The sequence below is a fragment of the Paenibacillus amylolyticus genome, from assembly GCF_051136285.1.
Classification (GTDB): domain Bacteria; phylum Bacillota; class Bacilli; order Paenibacillales; family Paenibacillaceae; genus Paenibacillus; species Paenibacillus amylolyticus_F.
This window is the reverse complement of the sequence record NZ_CP194938.1, coordinates 1-23506: the sequence shown is the minus strand read 5'-3', so window position 1 is coordinate 23506 and position 23506 is coordinate 1. Positions and strand designations below refer to the sequence as shown.

19 protein-coding genes and 1 other annotated feature are annotated in these 23506 nt (G+C 47.5%); of the genes, 4 read left to right on the top strand and 15 right to left on the bottom strand.

Annotated features, from left to right (window positions below):
* Positions 1-49: 49 nt before the first annotated feature.
* The 14 genes from ACR8BL_RS00095 to ACR8BL_RS00030 all read right to left on the bottom strand — a co-directional run bounded on the left by ACR8BL_RS00095 (position 50) and on the right by ACR8BL_RS00030 (position 19288).
* Entirely contained in the window at positions 50-613 is a 564-nt protein-coding gene (locus tag ACR8BL_RS00095) for a DUF402 domain-containing protein (protein ID WP_110899344.1), read from the bottom strand.
* 302 nt (positions 614-915) lie between these two features.
* The gene (locus tag ACR8BL_RS00090) at positions 916-3561 is read right to left on the bottom strand and encodes a PBP1A family penicillin-binding protein (protein WP_434750719.1); all 2646 of its coding nucleotides are present in this window, start codon (positions 3559-3561) and stop codon (positions 916-918) included.
* Between the two features lie 167 nt (positions 3562-3728).
* Positions 3729-3971 carry an RNA chaperone Hfq gene (gene hfq, locus ACR8BL_RS00085; RefSeq protein ID WP_090916826.1) on the bottom strand — a complete coding sequence of 81 codons (243 nt, stop codon included), beginning with the start codon at positions 3969-3971 and terminating at the stop codon, positions 3729-3731.
* A gap of 570 nt (positions 3972-4541) precedes the next feature.
* Positions 4542-5498 (bottom strand): tRNA (adenosine(37)-N6)-dimethylallyltransferase MiaA, encoded by a 957-nt coding sequence (gene miaA, locus ACR8BL_RS00080; RefSeq protein ID WP_434750718.1) that lies wholly within the window; start codon positions 5496-5498, stop codon positions 4542-4544.
* Positions 5479-6264: a class I SAM-dependent methyltransferase gene (locus tag ACR8BL_RS00075; RefSeq protein ID WP_434750717.1), complete on the bottom strand. Its 786-nt coding sequence runs from the start codon at positions 6262-6264 to the stop codon at positions 5479-5481. The genes miaA and ACR8BL_RS00075 overlap by 20 nt, the downstream gene beginning before the upstream one ends.
* A 17-nt stretch (positions 6265-6281) precedes the next feature.
* Positions 6282-8588 (bottom strand): DNA mismatch repair endonuclease MutL, encoded by a 2307-nt coding sequence (mutL, locus tag ACR8BL_RS00070; RefSeq protein ID WP_434750716.1) that lies wholly within the window; start codon positions 8586-8588, stop codon positions 6282-6284.
* 22 nt (positions 8589-8610) lie between these two features.
* A complete protein-coding gene (gene mutS, locus ACR8BL_RS00065) occupies positions 8611-11358 on the bottom strand; it encodes a DNA mismatch repair protein MutS (RefSeq protein ID WP_434750715.1) in 2748 nt (915 codons plus the stop codon).
* A gap of 201 nt (positions 11359-11559) precedes the next feature.
* The gene (locus tag ACR8BL_RS00060) at positions 11560-12810 is read right to left on the bottom strand and encodes a putative amidoligase domain-containing protein (RefSeq protein ID WP_434750714.1); all 1251 of its coding nucleotides are present in this window, start codon (positions 12808-12810) and stop codon (positions 11560-11562) included.
* A 217-nt stretch (positions 12811-13027) separates the two neighbouring features.
* The gene (locus tag ACR8BL_RS00055; RefSeq protein ID WP_090916840.1) at positions 13028-13588 is read right to left on the bottom strand and encodes an outer spore coat protein CotE; all 561 of its coding nucleotides are present in this window, start codon (positions 13586-13588) and stop codon (positions 13028-13030) included.
* A gap of 75 nt (positions 13589-13663) precedes the next feature.
* Positions 13664-14641 (bottom strand): aromatic acid exporter family protein, encoded by a 978-nt coding sequence (locus tag ACR8BL_RS00050; RefSeq protein WP_434750713.1) that lies wholly within the window; start codon positions 14639-14641, stop codon positions 13664-13666.
* Between the two features lie 350 nt (positions 14642-14991).
* Complete coding sequence (locus tag ACR8BL_RS00045; protein ID WP_434752960.1) at positions 14992-15753, bottom strand: ABC transporter permease; 762 nt, start codon at positions 15751-15753, stop codon at positions 14992-14994.
* Positions 15754-15833: 80 nt separating this feature from the next.
* Positions 15834-16628 (bottom strand): ABC transporter ATP-binding protein, encoded by a 795-nt coding sequence (locus tag ACR8BL_RS00040; protein ID WP_434750712.1) that lies wholly within the window; start codon positions 16626-16628, stop codon positions 15834-15836.
* A gap of 6 nt (positions 16629-16634) precedes the next feature.
* The gene (locus ACR8BL_RS00035) at positions 16635-17642 is read right to left on the bottom strand and encodes an ABC transporter substrate-binding protein (protein WP_434750711.1); all 1008 of its coding nucleotides are present in this window, start codon (positions 17640-17642) and stop codon (positions 16635-16637) included.
* A gap of 131 nt (positions 17643-17773) precedes the next feature.
* Entirely contained in the window at positions 17774-19288 is a 1515-nt protein-coding gene (locus ACR8BL_RS00030; RefSeq protein WP_434750710.1) for a carboxypeptidase M32, read from the bottom strand.
* A gap of 224 nt (positions 19289-19512) precedes the next feature.
* Here ACR8BL_RS00030 and ACR8BL_RS00025 point away from each other — a divergent pair, with 224 nt between their 5' ends.
* The 4 genes from ACR8BL_RS00025 (at position 19513) to ACR8BL_RS00010 (ending at position 21715) form a co-directional block, all read left to right on the top strand.
* The gene (locus ACR8BL_RS00025) at positions 19513-20088 is read left to right on the top strand and encodes a beta-class carbonic anhydrase (protein WP_434750709.1); all 576 of its coding nucleotides are present in this window, start codon (positions 19513-19515) and stop codon (positions 20086-20088) included.
* Positions 20089-20261: 173 nt separating this feature from the next.
* On the top strand, positions 20262-20828 hold the full coding sequence (locus tag ACR8BL_RS00020) for a PadR family transcriptional regulator (RefSeq protein ID WP_434750708.1): 567 nt from the start codon (positions 20262-20264) through the stop codon (positions 20826-20828).
* Between the two features lie 102 nt (positions 20829-20930).
* Positions 20931-21428, top strand: a complete 498-nt coding sequence (locus ACR8BL_RS00015) for a hypothetical protein (RefSeq protein ID WP_434750707.1) — start codon at positions 20931-20933, stop codon at positions 21426-21428.
* Positions 21429-21433: 5 nt separating this feature from the next.
* Positions 21434-21715 (top strand): YxcD family protein, encoded by a 282-nt coding sequence (locus tag ACR8BL_RS00010; protein WP_090916857.1) that lies wholly within the window; start codon positions 21434-21436, stop codon positions 21713-21715.
* Between the two features lie 169 nt (positions 21716-21884).
* Here the strand turns inward: ACR8BL_RS00010 and tyrS are convergent, their stop codons facing one another.
* Positions 21885-23147 (bottom strand): tyrosine--tRNA ligase, encoded by a 1263-nt coding sequence (gene tyrS, locus ACR8BL_RS00005; protein WP_434750706.1) that lies wholly within the window; start codon positions 23145-23147, stop codon positions 21885-21887.
* A 114-nt stretch (positions 23148-23261) separates the two neighbouring features.
* Positions 23262-23502: a binding site (T-box leader), on the bottom strand.
* Positions 23503-23506: the final 4 nt, after the last annotated feature.

Sequence of the window (23506 nt, the reverse complement as noted above, 5' to 3'; positions counted from 1 at the left end):
CAGATATTAGAAGGATGTACAAGAAAAGTTTGGGGCAGAAAAATTCGTTTCAGACCTGGATGTTTTTCCGAAACTCACCGTTCTCAAATAACGTCTGTCTGTGCTTCAGTGATAACTGAAAGTATGGAAATACGTGAGCATCAATTGCGTGCAACAATTCCTTTGCCGTTTTGTTCGCGAGATCATAATCACCCGTTGTAATATGTTTCCGGGACAAAGCATCCTCTAGCTCATCCTCATCCAGCAAAAAGATCTCCCCATCCTTAAGCACAACAACATCCAGGTAAAGATCATCAAACCACGGAACGCCCTGATCCGTAATTCCTTGACTGCGGCAAGTATCGATGTACCACTCTACAATCCGTTGCTGATCATCAAACATCGCTGTAACGACAAAGTGTTCTCCCTTCGGATAGTATTGCAGCCAGGAATATCCCTTGTCAGCAATACAGAAGGTAGTACCTCCATACGTCTTCCACAAGGGTTCTTTCAAATCCTGTATGGTATACAGCGTGATATAACCTGTAAAAATTTTGGACTGAACGAACCGGCATGTAAATTGTCGGTTCGTAATCCGGCGCCAGTTTGCGCGATCCCCGAATTTCCGTTTCATACGAACCCCTCTTTGCCGACTGCAGATCCACGATCTGCATTTTAGATTGGTGAACACTCATACGTTGACTAGAGCGCAAGCACACAGAATCTGCTCTTCATAACGTACTACGAATAGCTACAGCTTACCATATTTAGAGGATACACTCAAAACCACGATTTCTATGTTATTATCCGCGCATGCATGATCCGGGATATCCTAGACTAGCTTACCTTTTGTGCATGAAAAAACTGCTTCGCCGGACGAACCGGGAAGCAGTTTTGAGAAAACGTATATTCTAATGTAAATCTATGATCTTGTACTTATCCTCCTGAACCGGATTGAGGTGTGGAAGGAGCTTCTGTCCCTCCCCTGTCCCCGTTGGTTCCACTGTCTGGGGGAACGACCTGACCCGGTGTAGTCACTTCACCATTACTTGAGCCATCGCTCCCAGGACTTGTGGTCTCTTGGCCTGGCGGAGTACTACCACCATCCGGCTGACCGTTGCCAGGACCCGATCCACCATTGTTACCATTCCCGTTATTCCCATTTCCATTATTGCCATTCTCGTTGCCATTGCCATTGTTGCCATTCGGATTGCCGTTATCGCCTCCGCCATTATCCGGATTATCCGTACCTGGCACCTCAGGATCAGTACCTGTTCCAGGGTCTGTACTCGGATCTGGCTGCTGCGGTTCGACCTCTTGTGCCTCGATCATAAGCGAAACGGTATTCGATGGGCTGGTTTCCTGTCCGGAAGCTGCATCATAGGCCGTTACATAATATTCATAGGTTAGACCCGCCAGCGCACTTAAATCCTGCGCACTCGTTGAGCCAACAGAGTCGATCAAATGCGTGAATTGAGCTTCTGAAGTCTCCTTACGATATACACGATACTGTGTATTCGCATCACCTGTTCCCGTCCAGTTGAGGGAAACGGTCTGCGTCGAAGGATCATAGGATGCATTCAATCCGCTGACTGATAATGCCGGTTGCTCTGGTTTCTCCACAGGTGGAGGTGCTTGACCACCAGCAGGCGTTTTGAACTCTTTTACAGGAACACCTTTTAAGGCATCCCCCATGACTTTGGCAAAAAACGCTGCTGACAACTTACTGCTGTTCTTCAGCATATGTTTTGCATCCGGATTGTCATAACCCATCCAGACGGCAGCAGTCCACTCTGGCGTATATCCAACAAACCATACGTCGCGGTTAGAACTGTTTCCAGCAATACCACTTTGCACCGTTCCCGTTTTACCCGCTACTGGTCGATCCAGACGTGCCGAGCGTCCCGTACCGTCATTTACTACATTTTGCAGCATCTGAGTAAGCTGGTACGCATTTTGCTCACTCATGACACGTTTGGTCTCTGATTTATCATGTTTGTAAATGCTTTTATTGCTGCTGTCCTCAATACTTTTAATCGAGTAGGCTTGCTGATACTCACCAAGGTTAGCAAATGCGCTGTAGGCTTGAGCCATCTCCAGCGTGTTGGTCCCTTTGCTAAGACCCCCAAGAGCAATCGCCAGGTTTTTATCCTGATCCGTCAGCTGAATACCTACACTTTTCGCAAAATTAACCCCGGTATTTACCCCGATCTTATCCAGCAGCCAAACAGCAGGAATATTTTCCGACTTCGTTATGGCTTCCGTCATACTGATCGTGGAAGAGTACCCATGAAGGTTGCCTGGACAATAGTTGCTGAAACATTGCTTCGCGTTACTAAGGGCGGAATTTGCACTATATTGTCCTGACTCAAGTGCCGGAGCGTACGATACGATTGGTTTAAATGCTGATCCTGGCTGTCTCCGGCTTTGTGTTACACGGCTGTACCCTTTGGTCTGGTAATCACGTCCGCCGAGCAAGGCAACAAGACTGCCATTTTCATGATTCATAATGACCATCGAACCTTGAACCTGTTGATCATCCTTACTTGCCTCAAACAAACTATCTTCTGAGAATGCACTTTCCATAGCCGTTTGAGCTTGTGCATCCATCGTTGTGAAAATTTTAAATCCGCCAATGTTGAGATCATCTTCCGTCATGCCTGTTACACGTTCCGCTTCACGGAGCACATAGTCAATAAAGGCTTGATACTTTCTGTCTTTCTCAGGCGGCGTATATTTATAAACCACGGCTTTTGCTTCGTTCATCTCCGCCTCGGTGATGTAACCTTGCTCATACATTAATTGCAGAACAACACCACGGCGCGTTTTCGAATCATTTGGATTACTTAGTGGATTGTATGCAGATGGCCCTTTAGGCATAGCAGCCAAAGTAGCAATCTGCCACAGTTTCAATTGTTTCAAATCACTCTGCCCAAAATAAAACTCCGATGCAGCCTTGATCCCGTAACGTTGATGACCAAAGAAAATCCGGTTCAGGTACATCGTCAAAATTTCGTCTTTGGAAAACTTACGTTCGAGCGCCATTGCAATCGATACTTCAGTCGCTTTCCGGAAGAACGTTTTATCACGGGACAGGAACATATTTTTGGCCAGCTGCTGTGTCAGCGTACTGCCACCCTCTACCATGGAACGTGCCATGATATCTTTGACGGCCGCACGACCAATGGACCAGATATCTACACCTTGGTGATCATAGAAACGTTTATCCTCTGTTGCAACAAAGGCTTCCTTGACCAATTTTGGGATATCATCGGATTCCACAGGGTCCAGCTTTTTAATCGAAAGTTCACCAATAATGTTGCGGTTGCGGTCATATACCTTAGACGTTTCATTAATCGTTGTTTTATCCATGTTGGCGGTAAGCAGGCGTTCACCACTGATTAAAATAAACAGATATCCGCCTAACGCACAGAATATGGCGATTGCCATCGTGAAAAATAAAGTCCATCCAACGCGTTTCCCCGTAATTTTTTTCTTTTTAGAGGTCTTTGGTTTCGCTTTTTGGTTTGACTTGTTATTGGTGTTGCGATTGTTAGACCTCGATAACGGATCGTTTGGCATGTTACCTCCTGACTCCCTTTCAGTTGCATGTTTTCTATTTCTCTGGCGAGCACAAGCTTATATTAAACCTATTTTGCCCGGAATGAAAAGAACAACCCTTATTAGGTTGCTCTGTTTCATTACCTATACTTGTAGACGAAATGGTTTGTGAAAAGGTTTCGGATTTTTTAAGCTTCGCCGCCGTTGTCTTGCTGCATCAGCGATACGCTGCGTTGCGGCGTGAACGTGGAGATGGCATGCTTGTAGACCATTTGCTGGCGTCCGTCGCTGTCAATGACGATCGTAAAATTGTCAAATGCCTTGATCGTCCCGCGGATTTGGAAACCGTTGGTCAGATAGACCGTAGCCGGAATGTTTTCTTTCCGCAGTTGGTTCAAGAACGTATCTTGGATGTTGATGGACTTGTTCATTAGCCGTACCCCCATTGGTTCATTTGAATTCGTAGTGTAAGTATTATTCAATATCGCTGAGTAGCTTTCGTGCTATTATATCATGAACAGTTTCATATAATCCACAAAAACCCCTTGTCCCCTTTTCCGCAGCTTCTGAAGCAGAGATTTTGGAATTAGAAGACTTATCCATTATACACTGCCTTTCAGATTTGCAAAAGAGGAACAAATTTCACGTAATAACCGTGTAACAAGGCTTATTGATACAAATTGCACAACGTTGTACCGGGTTATATAACATCACACAACTAGTAAATAGTTCCTGATTTTTACGATAATTCACACGATGAGAACGCCACCTTATTGACTGAGTAGCAGAGCAGACTCTCACATATTCTGACTCAAAAACCTCTATTCCCGAGGAGTGATCACTTAAAATTTATCCTGAAATAATCTGTTTGAATCATATTTGGAGAAGCATTATTTTCATATGGTAGCGGCTAAAGAAATCCAGCAATTCTATCATCATAAAAAAACCTCCAGCTTTTCAATTTTCATGAAAAGATAGAGGTTTCATCTGTGTGACCAAGGTCAATTCAATTTACGTGTAATCAGTTCGCTCACATGGTTGTAATGTGCTTCGAAATTTCCAGTGTCTGTCATATCTACCCACTGAATGTCCTTCATATGGCGGAACCATGACAGCTGGCGTTTGGCAAAGCGGCGTGTGTCCCTTTTGAGCCATTCCACCGCGGCTTCCCAGCTAACTTCTCCTTGCAAGTACGCGGCAATTTCCTTGTAGCCCAGGCCCTGCATGGAAATATGCCCCCGCGCAACCCCGCGTTCCAGCAAGACTTTTACCTCATCGACCAGCCCTTGCTCAATCATCAGATCGATTCGCTCTTCGACGCGTGCGTATAACTTCTGGCGATCCATCGTCAAACCGATGATGAGCAGATCATACGGAGACTCTTTTTTCTGAACAGCCAGCTGTTCCGACCACTTCTCTCCCGTAAGATGAAAAATTTCAAGCGCACGTACAATTCGTCGTTGGTCGTTCGGATGAAGACGATCCGCACTAGCTGGATCAACTTCTCTGAGCCGGTCATGCAGTGCCTGTGCCCCGTGCTGTTGAGCATAGCTGAACTGCTCTTCTCTGAAAGCTTCGTCTGAACCACTGTCTGAAAATTGAAAGCCATAACAGACAGACTCTACATACAAACCTGTTCCACCCACGATAAAGGGCAGTTTACCGCGTGCATGAATTTCAGGAATCAAACGTGTGCAGCTCTCCTGGAACTCAGCCACGGAATATGGGTATTCCGGCTCATGTATGTCAATCAGATGATGAGGAATCCCCCTCATTTCTTCCGGCGTTATTTTCGCGGTTCCGATATCCATCTCTCGGTAAACCTGCATCGAATCTCCCGAAATCACTTCACAGTTAAAAGCCTGTGCCAGCTCAATGCTCAATCTTGTTTTGCCTACAGCGGTTGGTCCAACCAGCACTAGCAGCTTTGGTTTTGTTTTAACTTCCGATCTCAACATTAATCACTCCGTACAAGGTTTTTGCATTGGCCCGATCCAGCACCTGGAATCCAAGCCTTTCAAACTCTGCGCTGCCGCGTTTTTCTTTCATGACCACTCGCTTGCGGGCGACTCTTTTCGCTTCTCTAATGCTCTCTTCCGCTAACGCATGGGCATTCGCATAGTCCCGTAAAGGCTGAATTGCACTCGAATCCATCATCGGTTCACGGAACATCGGATCAAAATAAACCGTGTCACAGCTACTGTCAGGCAAAGAACGAAGCAGTTCCAGATGATTCTGATTCCGCAATTCAATGCGCCGGAACGCCTCGTCTATGGAAGGCTCATTGCTCTCATAATGGGACATGCCATCAAGTAGAAGTGTATAGAGCGGCTCGGAGCTTTCACAGGCAATTACACGGCCTTGAACACCTGTCGCCACCGCAAATACAAGTGCATCCGAACCGAGTCCTGCGGTACAGTCCACAACGGTATCTCCTTTGAGTACAGCACCTGCTTCCAGCATCGGATCAGACTCTCCACGTAGAACACGTTTGGCACGTACAAACCCCATACTCGGGTGGAATTCAAGCTCCGACGCATCCTTTCGGAACAAGCGTGCTCTACCTTTTAACACCACCAGAATCTCCTGTATCCCGTACTGCTCAAGCAATTTGGGCAGAGATGTTCTGTTGCGTGCTACGTAGGTGCCACCAGTTGAAGCAGCCAGTGCTTGCGCACGTTCAACCAGAGTGGCCGCCTCCTTGTCACCCGTCGTTATATACATAATATCCCCCTATAAAACTACATCACTCGTTTAAATAATTTCTCCAGATCATATGTTGAAAATGAAATCACAATCGGCCGTCCATGTGGACAGGTGTATGGCTGCCGGCATGAAGCCAGACGCTGTATCAACACCTCAGCCTCCCGATCCGTAAGCTTCTGATTTGCTTTAATCGAAGCTTTGCAGGAGCACATAATCGAAGCTGCTTCCCGCATCTTGGCCACATCAATGCTACGTTCGCTGAGAACCCATTCGGACATTTCCTCAATAACGTCTTTTTCGTCCCCTTTGGGGAACCAGTAGGGGTGAGACCGTACGCGGAAGGTTTGTCCGCCGAAATGTTCCAGATATACCCCTGCCTGTTCAAACCAGGCAAGTCTTGCTTTTAGCTTTTCTGTCTCCGAAGGTGTGAATTCAAGTGTAATCGGCAGCAGCAGTTCCTGCGAAGCCTGAGCCGGATTGCCAAACTTCTCGTAATAGTACTCGTAATTCACCCGTTCATGCGCCGCATGTTGATCGATCAAATATAACCCTTCATCGTTTTGTGCAATTAAATACGTTCCGTGATGCTGACCAATCAGACTAAGTTCAGGGAACGCAGGCATGGAAGGATCTGAGTGCATTGCAGCTGAAAGTTTGGCTGGATCAGGCATTGCTGTCCTTTTCCAGCTGCGATCTCCTTTTGGACCTGTCGAAGTGTAAGGTGTGCGGCTTTCCCTCACTGGAGCGCTGTAAGATGGTGAACGATATGCGCCTGTTTGACCCTCGGCAGCATCTCGGGTTTCAGTTACACTCGCCACAGTCTCTTCGCCAGGGTTAGGATTAACCCCTGCGCTTTCGCCAGTATTCTTACTTGAATTTACATTAATGCTTTCTCGCGTATCTGTATCCAGATTCTCACTCTTCATTTCCCTATATGCTGGAGCAGATTCCGGTGGCGCTTTAGGCAGAGGATGCGTTTGCGTTACAGCGGACGCCAGCTGCTCTACTACTGATTCTGACCCATTCGCAGTGCCTGCACTTGTTTCTGTCACTGTTTCAGGCTCCGCTGGCGCATCCAGATCCGAATGATCGTCTTGTATTACTCCAGTTGATACGGGAGATGCTGGAGCAGATGATGAAAACAACGTTTTGGAAGACAGCGTCTGCCCCGTGTCCGTCACATCTTCACCATCTCTACTGTCTTTAAATGCTTTACCAAGCGGACCATCCTGACCATAACCTTCGATAGTATCCTTTTCTTTCACCGGGCCGCGCGGGAACAGAAATTGTTCCTGAATAAACGAACTGTCATCTCCACGTCTGATCTGCTGCTTCCGTACTTGTGGAATCAATACCTCCTGGCGCAATATACTACGCAGCGTGGTTTCCACAAACTCGTAAAGCTCCGCCTCTTTGCTGAAACGAACCTCCAGTTTCGCTGGATGTACATTCACGTCCACAAGCGAAGGGTGCATTTCTAGTTGCAGTACCACCAGTGGGAAACGATTAATGGGCAACAGCGTGTGATAAGCTTTCAGAATCGCCTGGTTTAACCCATAGTTACGAATATATCGACCATTCACAATCGTTGACATTCCCGCACGGTTCGCGCGTGTCCATTCTGGCAGACTGATCAGACCGCTAATTTTGTAATCCAGGTTCTCTCCCTCAATCGGCAGCATCGCTTTAGCCGCACTCGTGCCATAGATGGCTGCGACCACTTGTAACAGATCGCCATTACCCAGCGTCTGCAGCAACGTATTTTCATTGTGGCGAAGGGTGAACGAAATATGAGCATGCGACATCGCCATCCGATATAACACATCCGAGATGTGCCCCAGCTCGGTCTGAATGGTTTTCATATACTTTAGTCTGGCAGGTGTATTGTAAAATAACTCCTTCACTACAAACTCCGTTCCTTGTGGTGATGCAGCATCCTCATGCTCGCAGAGCTTACCGCCTTCAATCACGATACGCCGCCCTCGTCCGTCGTCTCCGCTAGCGGTCAGCACTTCCACCTTGGAGACGGCTGCAATACTTGGCAGCGCCTCTCCGCGAAACCCGAGACTTGTGATCTGGAACAGATCACGTCCATGGGTTATTTTGCTGGTTGCATGACGATAGAAAGCTGTTTCCAGATCATCCGGCTCAATACCTGAGCCGTTATCCTTCACCCGGATGCGAAGCAGGCCACCTTCTTCGACCGCAACTTCAATCTTTGAGGCGCCCGCATCCACTGCATTTTCCAGCAGTTCCTTAACGACGGAGGCAGGACGTTCAACCACCTCACCTGCCGCGATCTGGTTGGCAATATGTTCATCAAGCACATGAATTTTCGCCACTGACTCTCCTCCTCCCGGTTAATCAGGATAATTGCTGTGCCTTTAATTTAAGTTCATTTAAGATTTGCATTGCCTGCAAAGGCGTCATGTTCATCACATCAATCTCTTTCATATGACGGATCAGCTCGCGGGCAGGTTTATCTTCCACCACAACTGTTTTTGTAGGTTGCATACTTGCTGACTGCTCGTCGTCGAAGATCGACAGCTGTACAACCTCCTGCTGTCCCTGTTTGGACAGATTCTTCGTACTATCCTCCCGAATGAACGGCTCCTCCGCAGAATTCGATGATTCCCAATGAGTCGCTGCTTGAGCTCCAGACTGCTGTCCAGATTGCGCTCTGTTCTCACTCGTAAACTCGCTGCCAACGGCCACCTGTGATGCCGCTTGTTCGAAGCCTTGTAGCAGTCCGTTCGCACGCTCAATGATGCTGTCAGGCAGGCCCGCAAGCCGTGCACAATAAATGCCATAACTGCTGCTTGCCGCCCCAGCAATCAACTTGCGCAGGAAGTTCACCTTGTCTCCGCTCTCCTGAACCGCCATCGAATAGTTAGCCAGCCTGTCCAGACTTTCCTCCAGATGAGCCAGTTCATGGAAGTGTGTCGATACCAGCGCTTTACAGCCAATCACGTCATGAACATATTCAATGACTGATTGTGCAATCGCCATCCCTTCACTGGTTGAAGTTCCGCGACCTAATTCATCGATGATGATCAGACTGCGCGGAGTTGCTTTTTCGGTCATAACCTGAATATCTGCCATCTCCACCATAAACGTACTTTGACCGCCAATCAGATCATCCGCAGCACCAATCCGGGTGAATATCCGATCCATGATCGGTACTTCCGCTTGACCCGCAGGCACGAAGCAACCAATCTGCGCCAGAATCGAGATGAGCGCCACTTGTCTCATATACGTACTTTTCCCCGCCATATTTGGGCCGGTAATCAGCAGAATACGTGCTTCTTCCTTGGTCATCCTGGTGTGATTGGCAATAAAAGCCCCATCCCGCATGACAGCTTCTACGACTGGATGCCGTCCCTGCTCGACAACCAGATCATATCCATCTGTCAGCACAGGCCGCACAAAATTCCGCTCCGCACTAATCACAGCAAAGGATTGATATACATCAATTTCAGCCACTTGCTCAGCAAGCTTCTGTAGACGTGCAATCTCTTTGTTAAGACGCTCACGCAACTCTGCAAACAGACCGTATTCAATATCGACCATTTTGTCCTGCGCTTCAAGGATCAATGTTTCCTTCTCTTTCAGTTCGGGCGTGATATAACGTTCAGCATTCGCAAGTGTTTGTTTACGCTCATATCTCCCCTCAGGAAGGGAAGCCAGATTGGATTTGGTAATTTCGATATAATATCCGAAAACTTTGTTGTACCCGATTTTCAGCGAGCGAATGCCCGTGGCTTCACGTTCTCTTGCTTCCAGCTCGGCAATCCACTGTTTACCGTTCACCGAAGCCTCTCGCAACTCATCCAGACGAGCGTGGTAACCTTCGCGGATCAAGCCTCCATCTCTAACCGACACTGGCGGTTCGTCCACAATGGCCTGTCCAATCTCATCACGTAAATCCGCGCAATCATCCATCGTTTCAGCAATGTGCCTAAGTGTTGTAGACGAAGAAGCTTCACAGTGCTGGCGCAGATTCGGAATTTTGTCCAGAGACGATTTGAGCGCATTCAGATCACGACCATTGGCATTACCAAAAGCAATTCGTCCCACCAGACGTTCCAGGTCATAGATGTCTTTCAGCTCAGCTCGCAGATCCTCACGAAGAATAAACTGATTGTACAGGGTGTCTACCGCTTCCAGCCGTTCATTGATTTTTCCTTTTTGCAAAAGAGGTTTATCCACCCAGCGCCGCATCATTCGAGCCCCCATGGATGTCTCTGTGCGATCCAGCAGCCACAGCAATGAACCCTTCTTGGAACGTTCCCGTACGGTTTCCACCAGCTCCAGATTACGGCGTGTAAACGGGTCCAGAATCATATAATGATTCGGCTCATACGCAGATATCTGTGTCAATTGTCCCAGCGAGCGCTTCTGCGTTTCACTTAGGTACGAAAACAGGCGGGCTACACATGCTTGACGCTCCGGCTCCAGCCTTGCCCAGACCGACTCCCCAAATTGCTGACGCACAAGGTCTTCCTTGCTTTTGGTCCAGGCGGTGTAGACCACCGGACGCCCAATCGGAGAAGACTCGGATTCTACCAGTTCCAGAAGGGGTGCATCTCCCAGAAGTTCAGACGGCTCGTAGATACCAATTTCGTCCTTAAGCCATTCCTTGGAATAAGGGACAGATGTAACGTACAGTTCTCCAGTAGACAGGTCACAGGCAGCAAGAGCGAGTGTGTTTTGGTTACCGGTCAGACATACCATATAGTTGTTGGACTTGTCTCCCAGCGTCTTGCCTTCCATCACAGTTCCCGGTGTAACCACACGAACGATCTCGCGACGTACCATGCCTTTGGTTACTGTCGGATCTTCCATCTGCTCACAGATGGCTACTTTATACCCTTTCTCAATCAGACGCTGTATGTAATTTTCAGCCGAATGATAGGGCACGCCGCACATCGGAATTTTGTCGTCCGTTCCCCCGTTACGTGCTGTTAATGTGATTTCCAGTTCCCTTGAAGCATTGATTGCATCATCGAAGAACATTTCGTAAAAATCACCGAGTCTGAAAAAAAGAAATGCATCCTGTGCTTCGGCCTTCACTTGCAAATATTGTTGAATCATTGGCGTATACTGAGCCATGATATCGATCCACCATCCGTTCCTATGATGTCAGGAAGATATATCCCTGGAAGGCAATAAGGCGGTCAGGCACCAAAAACGCACCTCCGCCTTATGTTCGGGCTATCCGCCTGTTCCTTCAAGGGCATACCGTTTCATATCTTCCGTATCTTAACGTATTAAAAGTCCTATATTTCATTATAACAAAAAAATGCCGCTTCTTCATGAACCTGCCCGAATATTCCAAAGTTTACGGATATCCCGGCTCTCATCCCAGGTATGCCCCCGTCTGAACTGCCGCATCAAAGGAGCCGCATACCGCTCATAACGAGCATATGCGCTCAATTGCTTGAGATCATCCATCAGCGAGGGAATAGATGCCATCATGGCTTCTCGCTGCCCTTCATAAAACGAAGAATGTATTTTCGCTTCCGCCAGAGGATACTGCTTTAATTCATCGTAGTTGCACGCGATCAGACCTGCGAGGGCAACCACACCTTTGGCCACCACGGGAGAAACGAGAAAACTCGGCAAGGTTCGATATTCAAATCCGCCATAAGATTTCAGGCGAAAGTCACCGAGTGTCCCATACCTCGGCCGTCTGCCCGATCCGCGCGGATCTTGCAGCACTGCGAGTGGCAGCGCCAAATAATTGTCCAGTGCACGCAGTAATCTGCCCGTCAGTTGCACACCACTAAAATGAATGTGACCACCTAGCGGAAGCCCTCGTTGCGGCATTCCCCCTGCCTGCCAGATCAAAGAGGGATCACTAATGCTGCGTGAGGCCGCCGCAAAAGCCCGCAGCAGATGAGACAACAACTCACGCGGCTCAGCACTCGGTGCGGGCCGAAGCTCGGCAACGGGATACACACGTCTGCCTCCAATCGTTACCGAATCACAACCTGCGACACCCGTTCGTTCGAGAAAACGGGAGGCAGGTACGATTTTGGACTCAGGCATCTGCACCAATAGAAACTCCGGGTCCATCCCGAGCACAGGAACCCGGTCGCCCTGCCGTTCCTGATTTAATAAATCCTGATGTCGCTGCCAGCTTTCCCTGTAAAGCACAGGAAGGTCTGTTACACCTTTCCACGGGCTTGGATCAACCGAAATGACTGCACACCCACCATTCCCCGAAGATTCCAAGCGGACAGCTCCGTGATCCAGCCCTAATGTGTACAAGGTCTTGATCGCAAGGCGCTCTACACGTTTATACACGGATGAAGCTGACTCACGCTCCAGTTCCCCTTCTTGCCTTGCTCCCATTCCGCTTGTGTCTTTGCGTCTAACCCGAATCGCCTGAAGACAACTGATATCTACATCATATCGCACACGCAACCCAGGTTCCCGCTGGCGCTGATCCCTTGTGGTCAGCACTTCGACCCCCGCCTGTTTTAACCGCGCTATTCGTGCACCAGAGCTCAGACGTGTATAAGCCCGGACAGCCTCTTCGGCTTCTTCCATGACGTTCATTCCATCCCCCCTCTCGCCATACTCCTGCTTATCAAAAAAAAGACTCCGCAGCTGCGGAGCCTTCCCGTTAGATTCTTCAGGTACATGATCAGGCTCGTCACAACCCATTTTTTGTACTTTATGAAAGAAAGAGGGCTTACGCCCTCTTCACCGCACCGTGTGGTGCATATGATACCTTAGGTTATGGAAATTCAAATTTCCATTCGGGATGAGCAACTTACAGCTCATCATCCAGCAGGTCTGGATCGAGATCATCATAGTCTCCATCCGCGCTACCATAGTCATAATCCTTGTCTTCGTAATCACCGCATCCATCTGTGCATACCTTCACACAGACTTTCGTTTCAGCCACGAGCTCTACAGCGAATTCCCGCTCAACCCGGATAATTACGCTGCCGCCACCCGAGGACACTGTGGCTTCCACACAGCTAGGTTCCTGCGTTGCATCCGCAGATACCTCTACTGTGGAAGTCCGGTGTTTCGGGTCCAGGTAGGACAAAGGCACATGTTCTACATACGATACCGTTTCTTTAGCTACATCTGTCTGAGAATTTTTGTCATAGGAATACCAGATGTTGATATCGTAAGTACCAATAACTTCAATCCCGTCCCCCGCTGATACGGCTTCATACTGGTGGTTGATAATCCAAGCCCCCAAAATACTGGTCGGACCATTTGGCGGAGTCACGGTATGTGTTACGGTAGAGAACTTACGACCTTTGCCGCAGATCGCCTTCGTGATAATCTCTCTACATTGATGTTTATGACTCAATGACATCTTTAAACCTCCTCCATACAATCATTCACTACAAGTGTATGCAGGACATCCGTCTAGGGTGACAACTATTTTCTATTATTCGTTTACAGATTGGGAGCGATCTGATATTGGAGAGGGAGCTTTGTCCTTCTTGGCGATTTTCAGATACATTGAAAGCTCGCGGCACAGCTGGAGAATAGCGGAACGCATCTCGAATTCTTCACGTGTATCGGGCAACTCCATTTGTCTGAATTCTTCCTGCACATCCGCCAGCAGTTTTTCTGTCCGTCCGGTATACGATTCGGTCAACACATCTTGACTGAGCTGGTCGAACAACTCCGCCACCATCTCGGCATGAGGCATCTTCTGATAGACCTGGGATACAAGGTGCATCATGTGCTGGATGGAATCCAGTTGGGTTTTACGCATATAAAAGTATACACTCCAGCCTTCGTTCGGATGAATGACCTGGTTCTCCAGTGAACGTTTGGCCGCTTCGATTCCACCGAGTACGGCTTTATCCGCTTCAATTAATTCTTTGCCAGCCCATACTTCATTAGGGTTACGCAAGGTTGTCGCGAACTCCTGGAAAATTTTCGAAAACAACTCATCAATCCGTTTACGTATCCGGAACATCTGTGGATCAGCCGCCGGCATATAAGCCAGATTCACAATCATTGCAGAACCAAGGCCAATCAAGAGCAGAGCAATCTGTACGAGAATGACATGCACATCCATCTCTCCACCGCTAAATACCCGAAACACCACGACTGAACCTGTAACTATGCCTTCCTTAAAGCCCACCCGAACAATGACCGGGAAAGCCGTTAGTATGTATACTGCCAGCACCCAATAATGGAAGCCGAGAAAGTGAAAAAGTACACTTGCAAACAAAAGACCGACTACCGAGGCAAAGAAACGTGCCGATATCGTTCGAATACTCCTTTTTCTAGTTACATCTACGCCCAGAATCGCAAGCAAACCTGCTGACGTAGGTCCTGGCAAACGACACCAGTCCGCAATCAGTACAGCCATCAGCGCTGCGATTGCTGTTTTAATGACTCTAAAACCCATTTAACATTCCATCTCCTCTAAGCTGTACAAAAGTTCGTAGTCCATATGTCATCTGTTTAGTATGACTCAACCCGTTACAAACTAGACGACATCAACCGGCATGCGCAAAACATGCCGGTCACAGAAACATACTACGAAGAAGAAACAACGGCCCTTGCTGCATCAGAATCAGTAGTTGCTGCCAAAGGACAGCCGCTAATCGTCTGTGTTTCTGCCCGGCACTGAAGTACTTCCTTCCATTAAATATCCTACTTGATTTTACTATTGGGGGCAACGTGACACCTTTTGTGAAATTGTGTACATATGGTGAAGGATTATAAACGAATCTCTCGGCTACCCTTTATTTCGAGTTATCTTCTACGGCCATTTAACAGCTTACGTTCTGCATAGACGACCAGCTGATACATCCCGGTCGCTACGGCTGCAATGATCAGCAGGCTCGATAATACAAGTGTGAAGTTGAATACCTGGAATCCGTAAATAATTAAATAACCCAGCCCCTGTTTGGCTACCAGAAATTCACCCACGATAACCCCCACCCAGGCCATACCCACATTTACTTTTAACGTAGATACAATCGTAGGGAATGAAGCAGGGAACACAACCTTGGCAAAAATTTCAGAACGATCCCCTCCAAATGTGCGAATGACCTTGATATAGTTGGGATCAACTTCATTAAAACTGTTGTATACAACGAGTGTTGTAATGATTACCGTAATGGAGAGCGTGGTCATCACAATGGCTGTAAATCCAGCTCCGAACATCACGATAAAAATCGGTCCGAGCGCAACCTTGGGCATGCTGTTAAACACAACCATGTAGGGGTCGAGGACTTTGGACAAAAAAGGAGACCACCAGATCAGAACAGCAAGCAACGTTCCGACAAGTGTCCCCAGTAAAAAACCGACGACCGTTTCACCTACGGTTACCCCGACATGTGCCCATATTTCACCGCTGGCAATATCCTTGCCCATCTGTCCAAAGATTTTACTCGGATAACTGAAGAGGAGTACATCAATCCACCGCAGTCTGCCCGCCAGCTCCCACAGTAGAAACATACAGACTAAGATGGACAGCTGAACCGCAAGAATATGATGCCGCCACTTAGCCATCTTACGATTGTGGTCACGATGAAGTTCTTCCAGCCATAATTCACGTACTTCCTGCTTGCCTTGTTCTGAATGGTTTTGACTCACGTATCTTTCTCACCTCCTCCAGACTGAACGAGTTCGTTCCACAGCGACTGAAACAGCTCATTGAAGCCCTCTTGTTCCCTTGCATGAAAGGGCTGTGCCTGTCGAATATGTTCAGGAATGTCGAAATCTCGCCGGATACGTCCAGGATTACGATCCAGTACAATGACCCGATCGCTGACCGCAATCGCTTCTGACAAATCGTGTGTGACCAGCACAGAGGTTTTACCATACTCTTTTAACGTATCCGAGACGAGATCTTCGAGCTGCAGTTTGGTCTGATAATCCAGTGCCGAGAAAGGTTCATCCAGCAAGAGAATTGCAGGGTCTGTGGCAAGTGTTCGAACGAGGGCTACACGTTGTCTCATACCCCCTGATAATTCAGACGGATATTGTTCCTCTGTCCCGCCAAGCCCCATACTGATCAGAAGTTCACGAGTACGCTCTCTGCTCTGCGCTTCCAGATTGCCTGTCAACTCAAGACCGATCAGTGCATTGTCCAGAATGGTGCGCCATGGGAAAAGGTAGTCCTGTTGCAGCATATAACCCATCCGGGCAGAGGGTCCATGAACTGGCTTGCCTTCAACTTCGACCGTTCCTCGTGTGGGCTTCAGCAGTCCAGCCATAATCGACAATAACGTTGTTTTGCCACATCCGCTCGGTCCTACCAGACTCACAAATTCTCCTTGGTTGATCTCCAGACTTAAATCCTCAATGACAAGTGATGCTTCGCGTTCACTGACATACACATGAGAGATATTCTCCAGTCGGATCACGTTCCCGGAATCAGCCATTGATGCTCACTTCCTTCCCTGGAGTGCCTGTTCTGCAAAGGACGGATTGACAATGGTGTTCAGTTCAACTCGTTCTTTTAATTCTCCCGCAGCTCTCATCACACTCAGCAAATTGTTCCACTCATCGCCATCAATGATCGGATCTGTTGCATACGTGCCTTGTTCCTTGTATCGCTTTACACTACTGGTTAGAATCGCTGGGTCAATGTCTTTGAAAAACGGCGTGATCACTTGTGCAATCTCCTCCGCTGTATGAGAGTCCACCCAAAGTTGAGCTTTGTGCAAAGCATTCGTGAATTTTTGTACAAGCTCTTGGTTTTCGTTCAAATAACTTTGTTTGGTCATAAAAACCGTATAAGGCAGATTCCCGCTTTCCGTTCCAAACGATGCCACTACTTTTCCTCTGCCCTCTTGTTCAAAGATCGATGCCTGCGGTTCAAACAGCTGGACATAATCCCCCGTGCCTGAAGCAAAGGCAGACGCAATATTGGCGAAATCCACATTTTGAATCAGTTCCAGATCACTTGACGGGTTAATACCATGTTTGTTTAGAACAAACTCCCCGGCCATTTGCGGCATGCCACCTTTGCGCTGCCCGAGAAATACACTTTGCCTTAATTGCTCCCAATCAAAGCTGTCCGGGGCATTTCGTGCGAACAAAAATGTTCCGTCCGTCTGGGTGAGCTGAGCAAAGTTAATGACCGGGTCTTCTGCCCCCTGTTGATAAACATAGATGGACGTTTCTGCTCCCACCAGCGCGATATCCACCGAACCCGCCAGCAATGCCGCCATCGTTTTATCGCCGCCAGCCGTTGTTTGTATATCGACTTCAAGCCCTTCTTCTGCAAAAAAACCTTGAGCCGCGGATACATATTCCGGTGCGTAAAACACAGAACGAGTCACTTCACCAATCGTTATCTTGCCTTCGTTCTTTTCTTTGTTGCAGCTCGTCAGCGCCACAATGAGAATCAACAGAATCACAATGCCCCGCACAAACCATGGCGTATATTTCATCCTATTTCCCTCCTTTACTGGATTCAGCAGCTTCTCTTTACTATGAATATGCCGAGGCCCATTAAAAGGTTAAGAACTTGCACACAAAAAAAGGCCAACCAGAAATTTCTGATTGACCTCCATCAGGCACATTATAATTTATAAATTTCAGTATATTTGGCTTCCAAATAGTCAGCCAGGTAATCCGGATTCAGTTCTTCACCGGTCACCGCAACAATTAACTCCGACGGAGTACGGCTCTTACCATAGCGATAGATCTTGTTTGTAAGCCACTCTTTGATTGGAAGCAGGTTACCTTGAGCAATCAGACGATCGTACTCCGGCATTTCTTTACGCAACGTATGCATGATCTGTGCAGCATACATATTACCCAAAGAATAAGATGCAAAATAACCGAAATCTCCACCGGACCAGTGTACATCCTGAAGCACACCCTCACCATCGTTGGTTGGTATAATTCCGAGGTATTCCTTGTATTTGGAGTTCCATGTTTCTGGCAGATCCTTCACTTCAAGACCTTCATTGAACAGCATTTTCTCAATCTCATAACGAATAATAATATGCAAATTGTAAGTCAGCTCGTCCGCTTCAATTCGGATCAGAGAGCTCTCTACCCGGTTAATGGCGCGATAGAAATCTTCAAGCTTCACTTCACTCAGTTGCGGGAAATGCTGCTGCAGATCTTTGTAATAACGTGTCCAGAAGGGCAGGCTGCGCCCGATCATATTTTCCCAAAGACGAGACTGTGACTCGTGGATGCCCATCGATGTGCCTTCCGCCAGCAATGTACCCGCCAGACTTTCATCGATATTTTGTTCATATAGGGCATGTCCACCTTCGTGCAGGGAGCTAAAGATGGCACTTGTTACATCGTCCTGCAGGTAGTTGGTCGTAATCCGGACGTCACCTGGATTCAGGCCTGTTGCAAATGGATGCACACTTTCGTCCAGACGCCCTGCTTCAAAGTCATACCCCATCTGTTCCAGGATGAACAGACTGAATTTCTCCTGCTGATCCGTCTCAAAAATCTGTTTCAGGAAATCAGTATTTGGCTTGTTCTCAGCCGCATTGATTTTCTCCTGAAGTGGAACGAGACGTGCCTTGAGGCGGGCGAATACAGCATCTACCTTTTCCACAGTCAGGCCGGGTTCGTACATGTCCAGCAAGGTATCATACCTTGTATCCTTGACACCCCAGTAGTCGATAAACTCCTGTTTGAGCTTCACGATATCCGTGAGATATGGCAAGAAACCGGCATAGTCACTGTTATGTTTGGCATCTTCCCATGCCGTCTCCGATTTCGCGGTAAGCACAGTATATGTCTGGACTTTTTCCGGCGGAACTGACTGACTGCGATCATACTCCTTCTTGCATTCGTCTACCAGACGGCGGTCGGTATCTTCAAGTTGTTCCAGCACGTTCGGCTCAGTCAATGTATCCAGATAAGATTTCATCTCAGCGGAAGTTTGCAGTTTGAATGCTTCGGTCGAAAGCATACCCAGCGTTTCCGAGCGAGTCGGAACTCCTTTTTTCGGCGCTCCTGTGCGCAAATCCCAGTGAAGCAAACCGATGGCTTCATGATAACTTTTTATTTTACGGGCCAGAATAAGGAAAGATTGCAATTGCTGCTGTGTTTGTTTATCCATTGTTACCGTTCACCTCTTCAAAAAAAATTTGTACACCCTATTGATGATACTTTTTGCATTGCGTATAATCAACTTTTGACAGAAGCATCTTGCATTATTCTACTTCAAAAAAGAATATCGCGGTCTGCTGATCGCGGCATTCAACTAATCAAAGGCGTGTAGGACAGGCTGCATCTCATGCAAATGACCGTGCTCGTCGTATTGGATAACAGGAGGCAATGGACATGAACAACATTCAAGAGATTTTGGCTTACAACAAATCATTTGTCGAGACTAAAGAATACGAGAAGTATACGGTTAGCAAGTTTCCAACCAAAAAGATGGTAATCATCACTTGTATGGATACCCGTCTTGTCGAGATGCTGCCGAAAGCGATGAATCTGAAGAATGGCGATGTAAAAATCATCAAAAACGCAGGCGCAATCATCTCCCAGCCTTTTGGTAGTGTTATGCGTTCCGTGCTGGTAGCTATCTATGAGCTGGGCGCAGACGAGGTATTGGTGGTAGGTCATACAGAGTGTGGTATGGCTTCTCTGCATGCTGAAACGATGATTGGTCACATGAAAGAACGTGGAGTTTCCGAAGAGGTCATGTCCACACTTGAAAATTCGGGCATCCGTCTTCAAAAATGGTTGCGCGGGTTTGATAGTGTACAAGAAGGGGTAAAAGGAACTGTGGAAGTCATCAAGAAACATCCATTACTTCCTCCCAATGTACCTGTTCACGGTATGGTCATTGACTCGGCTACGGGCGAACTTGACCTTGTCGCTGACGGGTATGAACAGCAGGCATCTCTCTAAATGGTTTGGAGTGTGGACCTTCATGGTTCGCACTTTTTTTTGTCTAAATTGAGGCAGTTATCCTCTCAGGTTGTCAAACCATACAGTTTCAGTGTACACTTTTATGAAAGCGGTCAACGAACGCAAAACGTTTGTTTTCGTTGGCCTAGCCCTAATATTAAGGAGACATGTGCATGAACATACTTTCCTACGGATTGCTCGGGCTGCTTACCCGCGAGGAGTCTTCCGGTTATGATCTGATGCTGAAGATTCAGCCGCATTGGCAGGCCAAACACAGCCAGATTTACCCGCTCCTGTCCAAGATGGAAAACGATGAGTTACTCGCCTCCCGCTGGGTACAACAGTCTGACAAACCGGACAAAAAAATGTATGCAGTTACGGAAAAAGGCATTCAGAAGTTACTGGAGTGGATGATTACTCCGGTTACGGCTCCCGTTACACGTGATGAATTCAATCTTCGTATTCTCTGTGTCGGGATTGCTGAAGACGGCAGTATGAGACGCATTCTGAACGAGCGTAAAAGCTGGTTTATGGAGCGCATACGCTATTACGAGGATCTGAAATCACGGATACCGCAGGATAACCTTCGTGTAGGCAACCGGGATTTTGGAAGCTACATTCTGGTACAAAAAGGGTTAATGCATGCCCAGACGGGTCTGGAATGGTGTCATTGGGTGACCCAGCTTCTCGATGGTCAAGCTGCTATTCAAGACCCAAGTCCAAGTATTTCAGAAATTTAAATTAAATTTTGAAACGTTCCAACAGGTGGACCCGTATTACATGAGTAAGGCCCATTTTGGGCGGAAATTAAACAAATTTAATCAGGGGGTACGATCTATACAATGAAGAAAAAATTCGGAGTTAAACATCTAATGATGGTTTTCATGGCATTTACACTACTGTTCGCAACGGTTGGTGTTACGAATCCGGACAGTGCTGATGCAAGACGAGGCGGCGGATTTAAATCCGGTACGAAAAGTTATAGCAATACCCCTAAGAAATCCGACAATAACGTAAGTCAGTCGAATTCCCGTAACAATTCCAATACTGGCGCAGCTGCGAATAACCGTGGTGGATTCTTTGGCGGTGGCGGCGGATTCATGAAAGGTATGATGCTGGGTGGTCTTGCTGGTATGCTGTTCGGCGGACTCTTTGGCGGCATGGGAGCACTGGGTAACATTCTTGGATTGCTCGTTAACGTAGCAGCAATTATGCTGATTGTAATGCTCGCTATGGCATTGTTCAGAGCGATTACCAATCGTCGCAAGCCTGCAGCAGATGGCCGTTATGACCGTCGTGACGACCGTGACGATGATCGTAACAGAAACGGACGGTACTAAGGTCTATGGTTCTGAGTATGGATGAGATTGTGAATGCGATCTGCATTCACATGGCAGAGCGCAAAGGTGTACGACCTACGGACGTTAATGTAGAACTGAGCTGGGAAGAAGATACAGGTTACTCCGCAGAAGTCTGGATTCAGGGACGCAGTCAGTTCCTTGTGGAATCCAATATGATTGAAGCGATTCTTCGCTACTTGCACAGCGAGTACAATATTCGTGCGTACCGTGAAGATGTCACCTTGGATCTGGATGAAGAGATCACCGCGATTGTCAATCAACATTAGAATATAGCTAGCTACCAGCTTGTTATACAAAAGACCGTCTCTCCTCTGTCATCTGACAGAAATGGGAGACGGTCTTTTTGATTGTTTGATTTGTGATTGTATAACGTGACTACTCACACCTGTAATGTCGCTAGTTTACAAGCATATGTTACACTCGCACTCTTAGTCACTAGGATTGGAGTTTAACCAAGCTATAATTCTTTTTACCTTTGCGGATAATGATGAATTTACCGCCGATTGCGTGCTCTGCAGATACCGTGAATTCAAGCTTGGTGATTTTTTCACCGTTCATGGAGATAGCTCCTTTGGTCACGTCCTCACGAGCCTGACGTTTGGATGGCTCCAAGCCCAGATCCACAAGCCAGTCTACAATATTTTTAGCTTCACCGTCTGTTTCATAGGTCGGCATTTCCTTGAAACCCTGCTCAATCTCATCTGCTGTCAGGGAACGAATATCGCCACTGAACAGTGCTGCGGTAATGCGCTTCGCCTGCTCCAGCATCTCTTGGCCGTGAACAAACTTGGTCATCTCCTCGGCCAGGGCCTTCTGTGCTTCACGTTTATGCGGCTCTGTCTCTACCTTCACCGCCAAAGCCTCAATCTCTTCTTTGCTCAGGAATGTGAAGTATTTCAAGTATTTAATGACATCCCGGTCATCCGTGTTCGCCCAGAACTGGTAGAATTCAAACGGTGTCGTTTTGTTCGGATCAAGCCAGATCGCACCGCCAGCTGTTTTACCAAACTTCGTACCGTCCGATTTCAGCATCAATGGGATGGTCAACCCGAATGCTTTCGCTTCGGACCCTTCTTTTTTACGAATCAGATCCAAACCACTCGTAATGTTACCCCATTGGTCAGAACCACCGATCTGCAGCTGCACATCCTCGGTCTGGAACAGATGCAGGTAATCCAGAGATTGCAGAATCTGGTAGGAAAATTCCGTGAATGAAATTCCGCCTTCCAGACGACTTGCCACCACATCTTTCGCCAGCATGGTGTTCAGGTTGAAATTTTTCCCGTAGTCACGCAGGAATTCAATGACGTTAATCTTATGTGTCCAGTCGTAGTTGTTTACCATACGAACCTGATTATCACCTTCGGTTACAAACAGCTTTTTCATCTGCGCAGTCAGCGCATCTACATTGGCTTGGACTTGTTCCAACGTCTGCAGAGAACGTTCAGCTTGACGACCGCTTGGGTCACCAATGGTGCCTGTGGCGCCGCCAATGAGGATCACCGGACGATGACCGGCCAGTTGGAAACGTTTCAGCATCATAAACGGAATCAAGTGTCCGATATGCATACTGTCACCTGTAGGGTCTACCCCGCAGTACAGGGAGATCGCTTTCGTTTCCGTCAGTTCACGTAGCCCTTCCGCGTCCGTTTGTTGATTAATGGCATCGCGCCACTGTAGTTCTTCAATAATATTCATTCCAATAACCCCTTTTCTTTGCTCAAAATTCAGTCATGACTTACGTTCTGCTACGAATTCAAACGGCTACTTTGATTTTTGGACACAAAAAAATCGTCGCCTTGTCTTCATAGACACAGGGACGATTAGAATAACCGTGGTACCACCCAGTTTGCATGGATAACCTCTCCGAACGTTCATACGCTCAAATCAGTAATCCATACCACTTTCAGCAAGTTATCGTTTGCCCATCCGCTTGGCATTACCCAAGTACTCCAGAGTGTAATTCGCAGCCCTTGTATGTATCAGGTTCCATCAAACCCTGACTTTCTGTAACAGGGACAAAGCCGCTACTGCGCTCTATCAACGTAATTCATGTA

Coding starts and splice junctions, on each gene's coding strand:
- ACR8BL_RS00040 (WP_434750712.1), bottom strand. CDS start 16,628: ATGGCTGATTCCGGGAACGTGATCCGACTGGAGAATATCTCTCATGTG.
- ACR8BL_RS00025 (WP_434750709.1), top strand. CDS start 19,513: ATGAACAACATTCAAGAGATTTTGGCTTACAACAAATCATTTGTCGAG.
- ACR8BL_RS00035 (WP_434750711.1), bottom strand. CDS start 17,642: ATGAAATATACGCCATGGTTTGTGCGGGGCATTGTGATTCTGTTGATT.
- ACR8BL_RS00060 (WP_434750714.1), bottom strand. CDS start 12,810: ATGAACGTCATGGAAGAAGCCGAAGAGGCTGTCCGGGCTTATACACGT.
- ACR8BL_RS00090 (WP_434750719.1), bottom strand. CDS start 3,561: ATGCCAAACGATCCGTTATCGAGGTCTAACAATCGCAACACCAATAAC.
- ACR8BL_RS00030 (WP_434750710.1), bottom strand. CDS start 19,288: ATGGATAAACAAACACAGCAGCAATTGCAATCTTTCCTTATTCTGGCC.
- ACR8BL_RS00010 (WP_090916857.1), top strand. CDS start 21,434: ATGGTTCTGAGTATGGATGAGATTGTGAATGCGATCTGCATTCACATG.
- ACR8BL_RS00075 (WP_434750717.1), bottom strand. CDS start 6,264: ATGTATATAACGACGGGTGACAAGGAGGCGGCCACTCTGGTTGAACGT.
- ACR8BL_RS00055 (WP_090916840.1), bottom strand. CDS start 13,588: ATGTCATTGAGTCATAAACATCAATGTAGAGAGATTATCACGAAGGCG.
- ACR8BL_RS00095 (WP_110899344.1), bottom strand. CDS start 613: ATGAAACGGAAATTCGGGGATCGCGCAAACTGGCGCCGGATTACGAAC.
- ACR8BL_RS00045 (WP_434752960.1), bottom strand. CDS start 15,753: ATGGCTAAGTGGCGGCATCATATTCTTGCGGTTCAGCTGTCCATCTTA.
- mutS (WP_434750715.1), bottom strand. CDS start 11,358: ATGGCTCAGTATACGCCAATGATTCAACAATATTTGCAAGTGAAGGCC.
- ACR8BL_RS00015 (WP_434750707.1), top strand. CDS start 20,931: ATGAAGAAAAAATTCGGAGTTAAACATCTAATGATGGTTTTCATGGCA.
- hfq (WP_090916826.1), bottom strand. CDS start 3,971: ATGAACAAGTCCATCAACATCCAAGATACGTTCTTGAACCAACTGCGG.
- miaA (WP_434750718.1), bottom strand. CDS start 5,498: ATGTTGAGATCGGAAGTTAAAACAAAACCAAAGCTGCTAGTGCTGGTT.
- tyrS (WP_434750706.1), bottom strand. CDS start 23,147: ATGAATATTATTGAAGAACTACAGTGGCGCGATGCCATTAATCAACAA.
- ACR8BL_RS00050 (WP_434750713.1), bottom strand. CDS start 14,641: ATGGGTTTTAGAGTCATTAAAACAGCAATCGCAGCGCTGATGGCTGTA.
- ACR8BL_RS00020 (WP_434750708.1), top strand. CDS start 20,262: ATGAACATACTTTCCTACGGATTGCTCGGGCTGCTTACCCGCGAGGAG.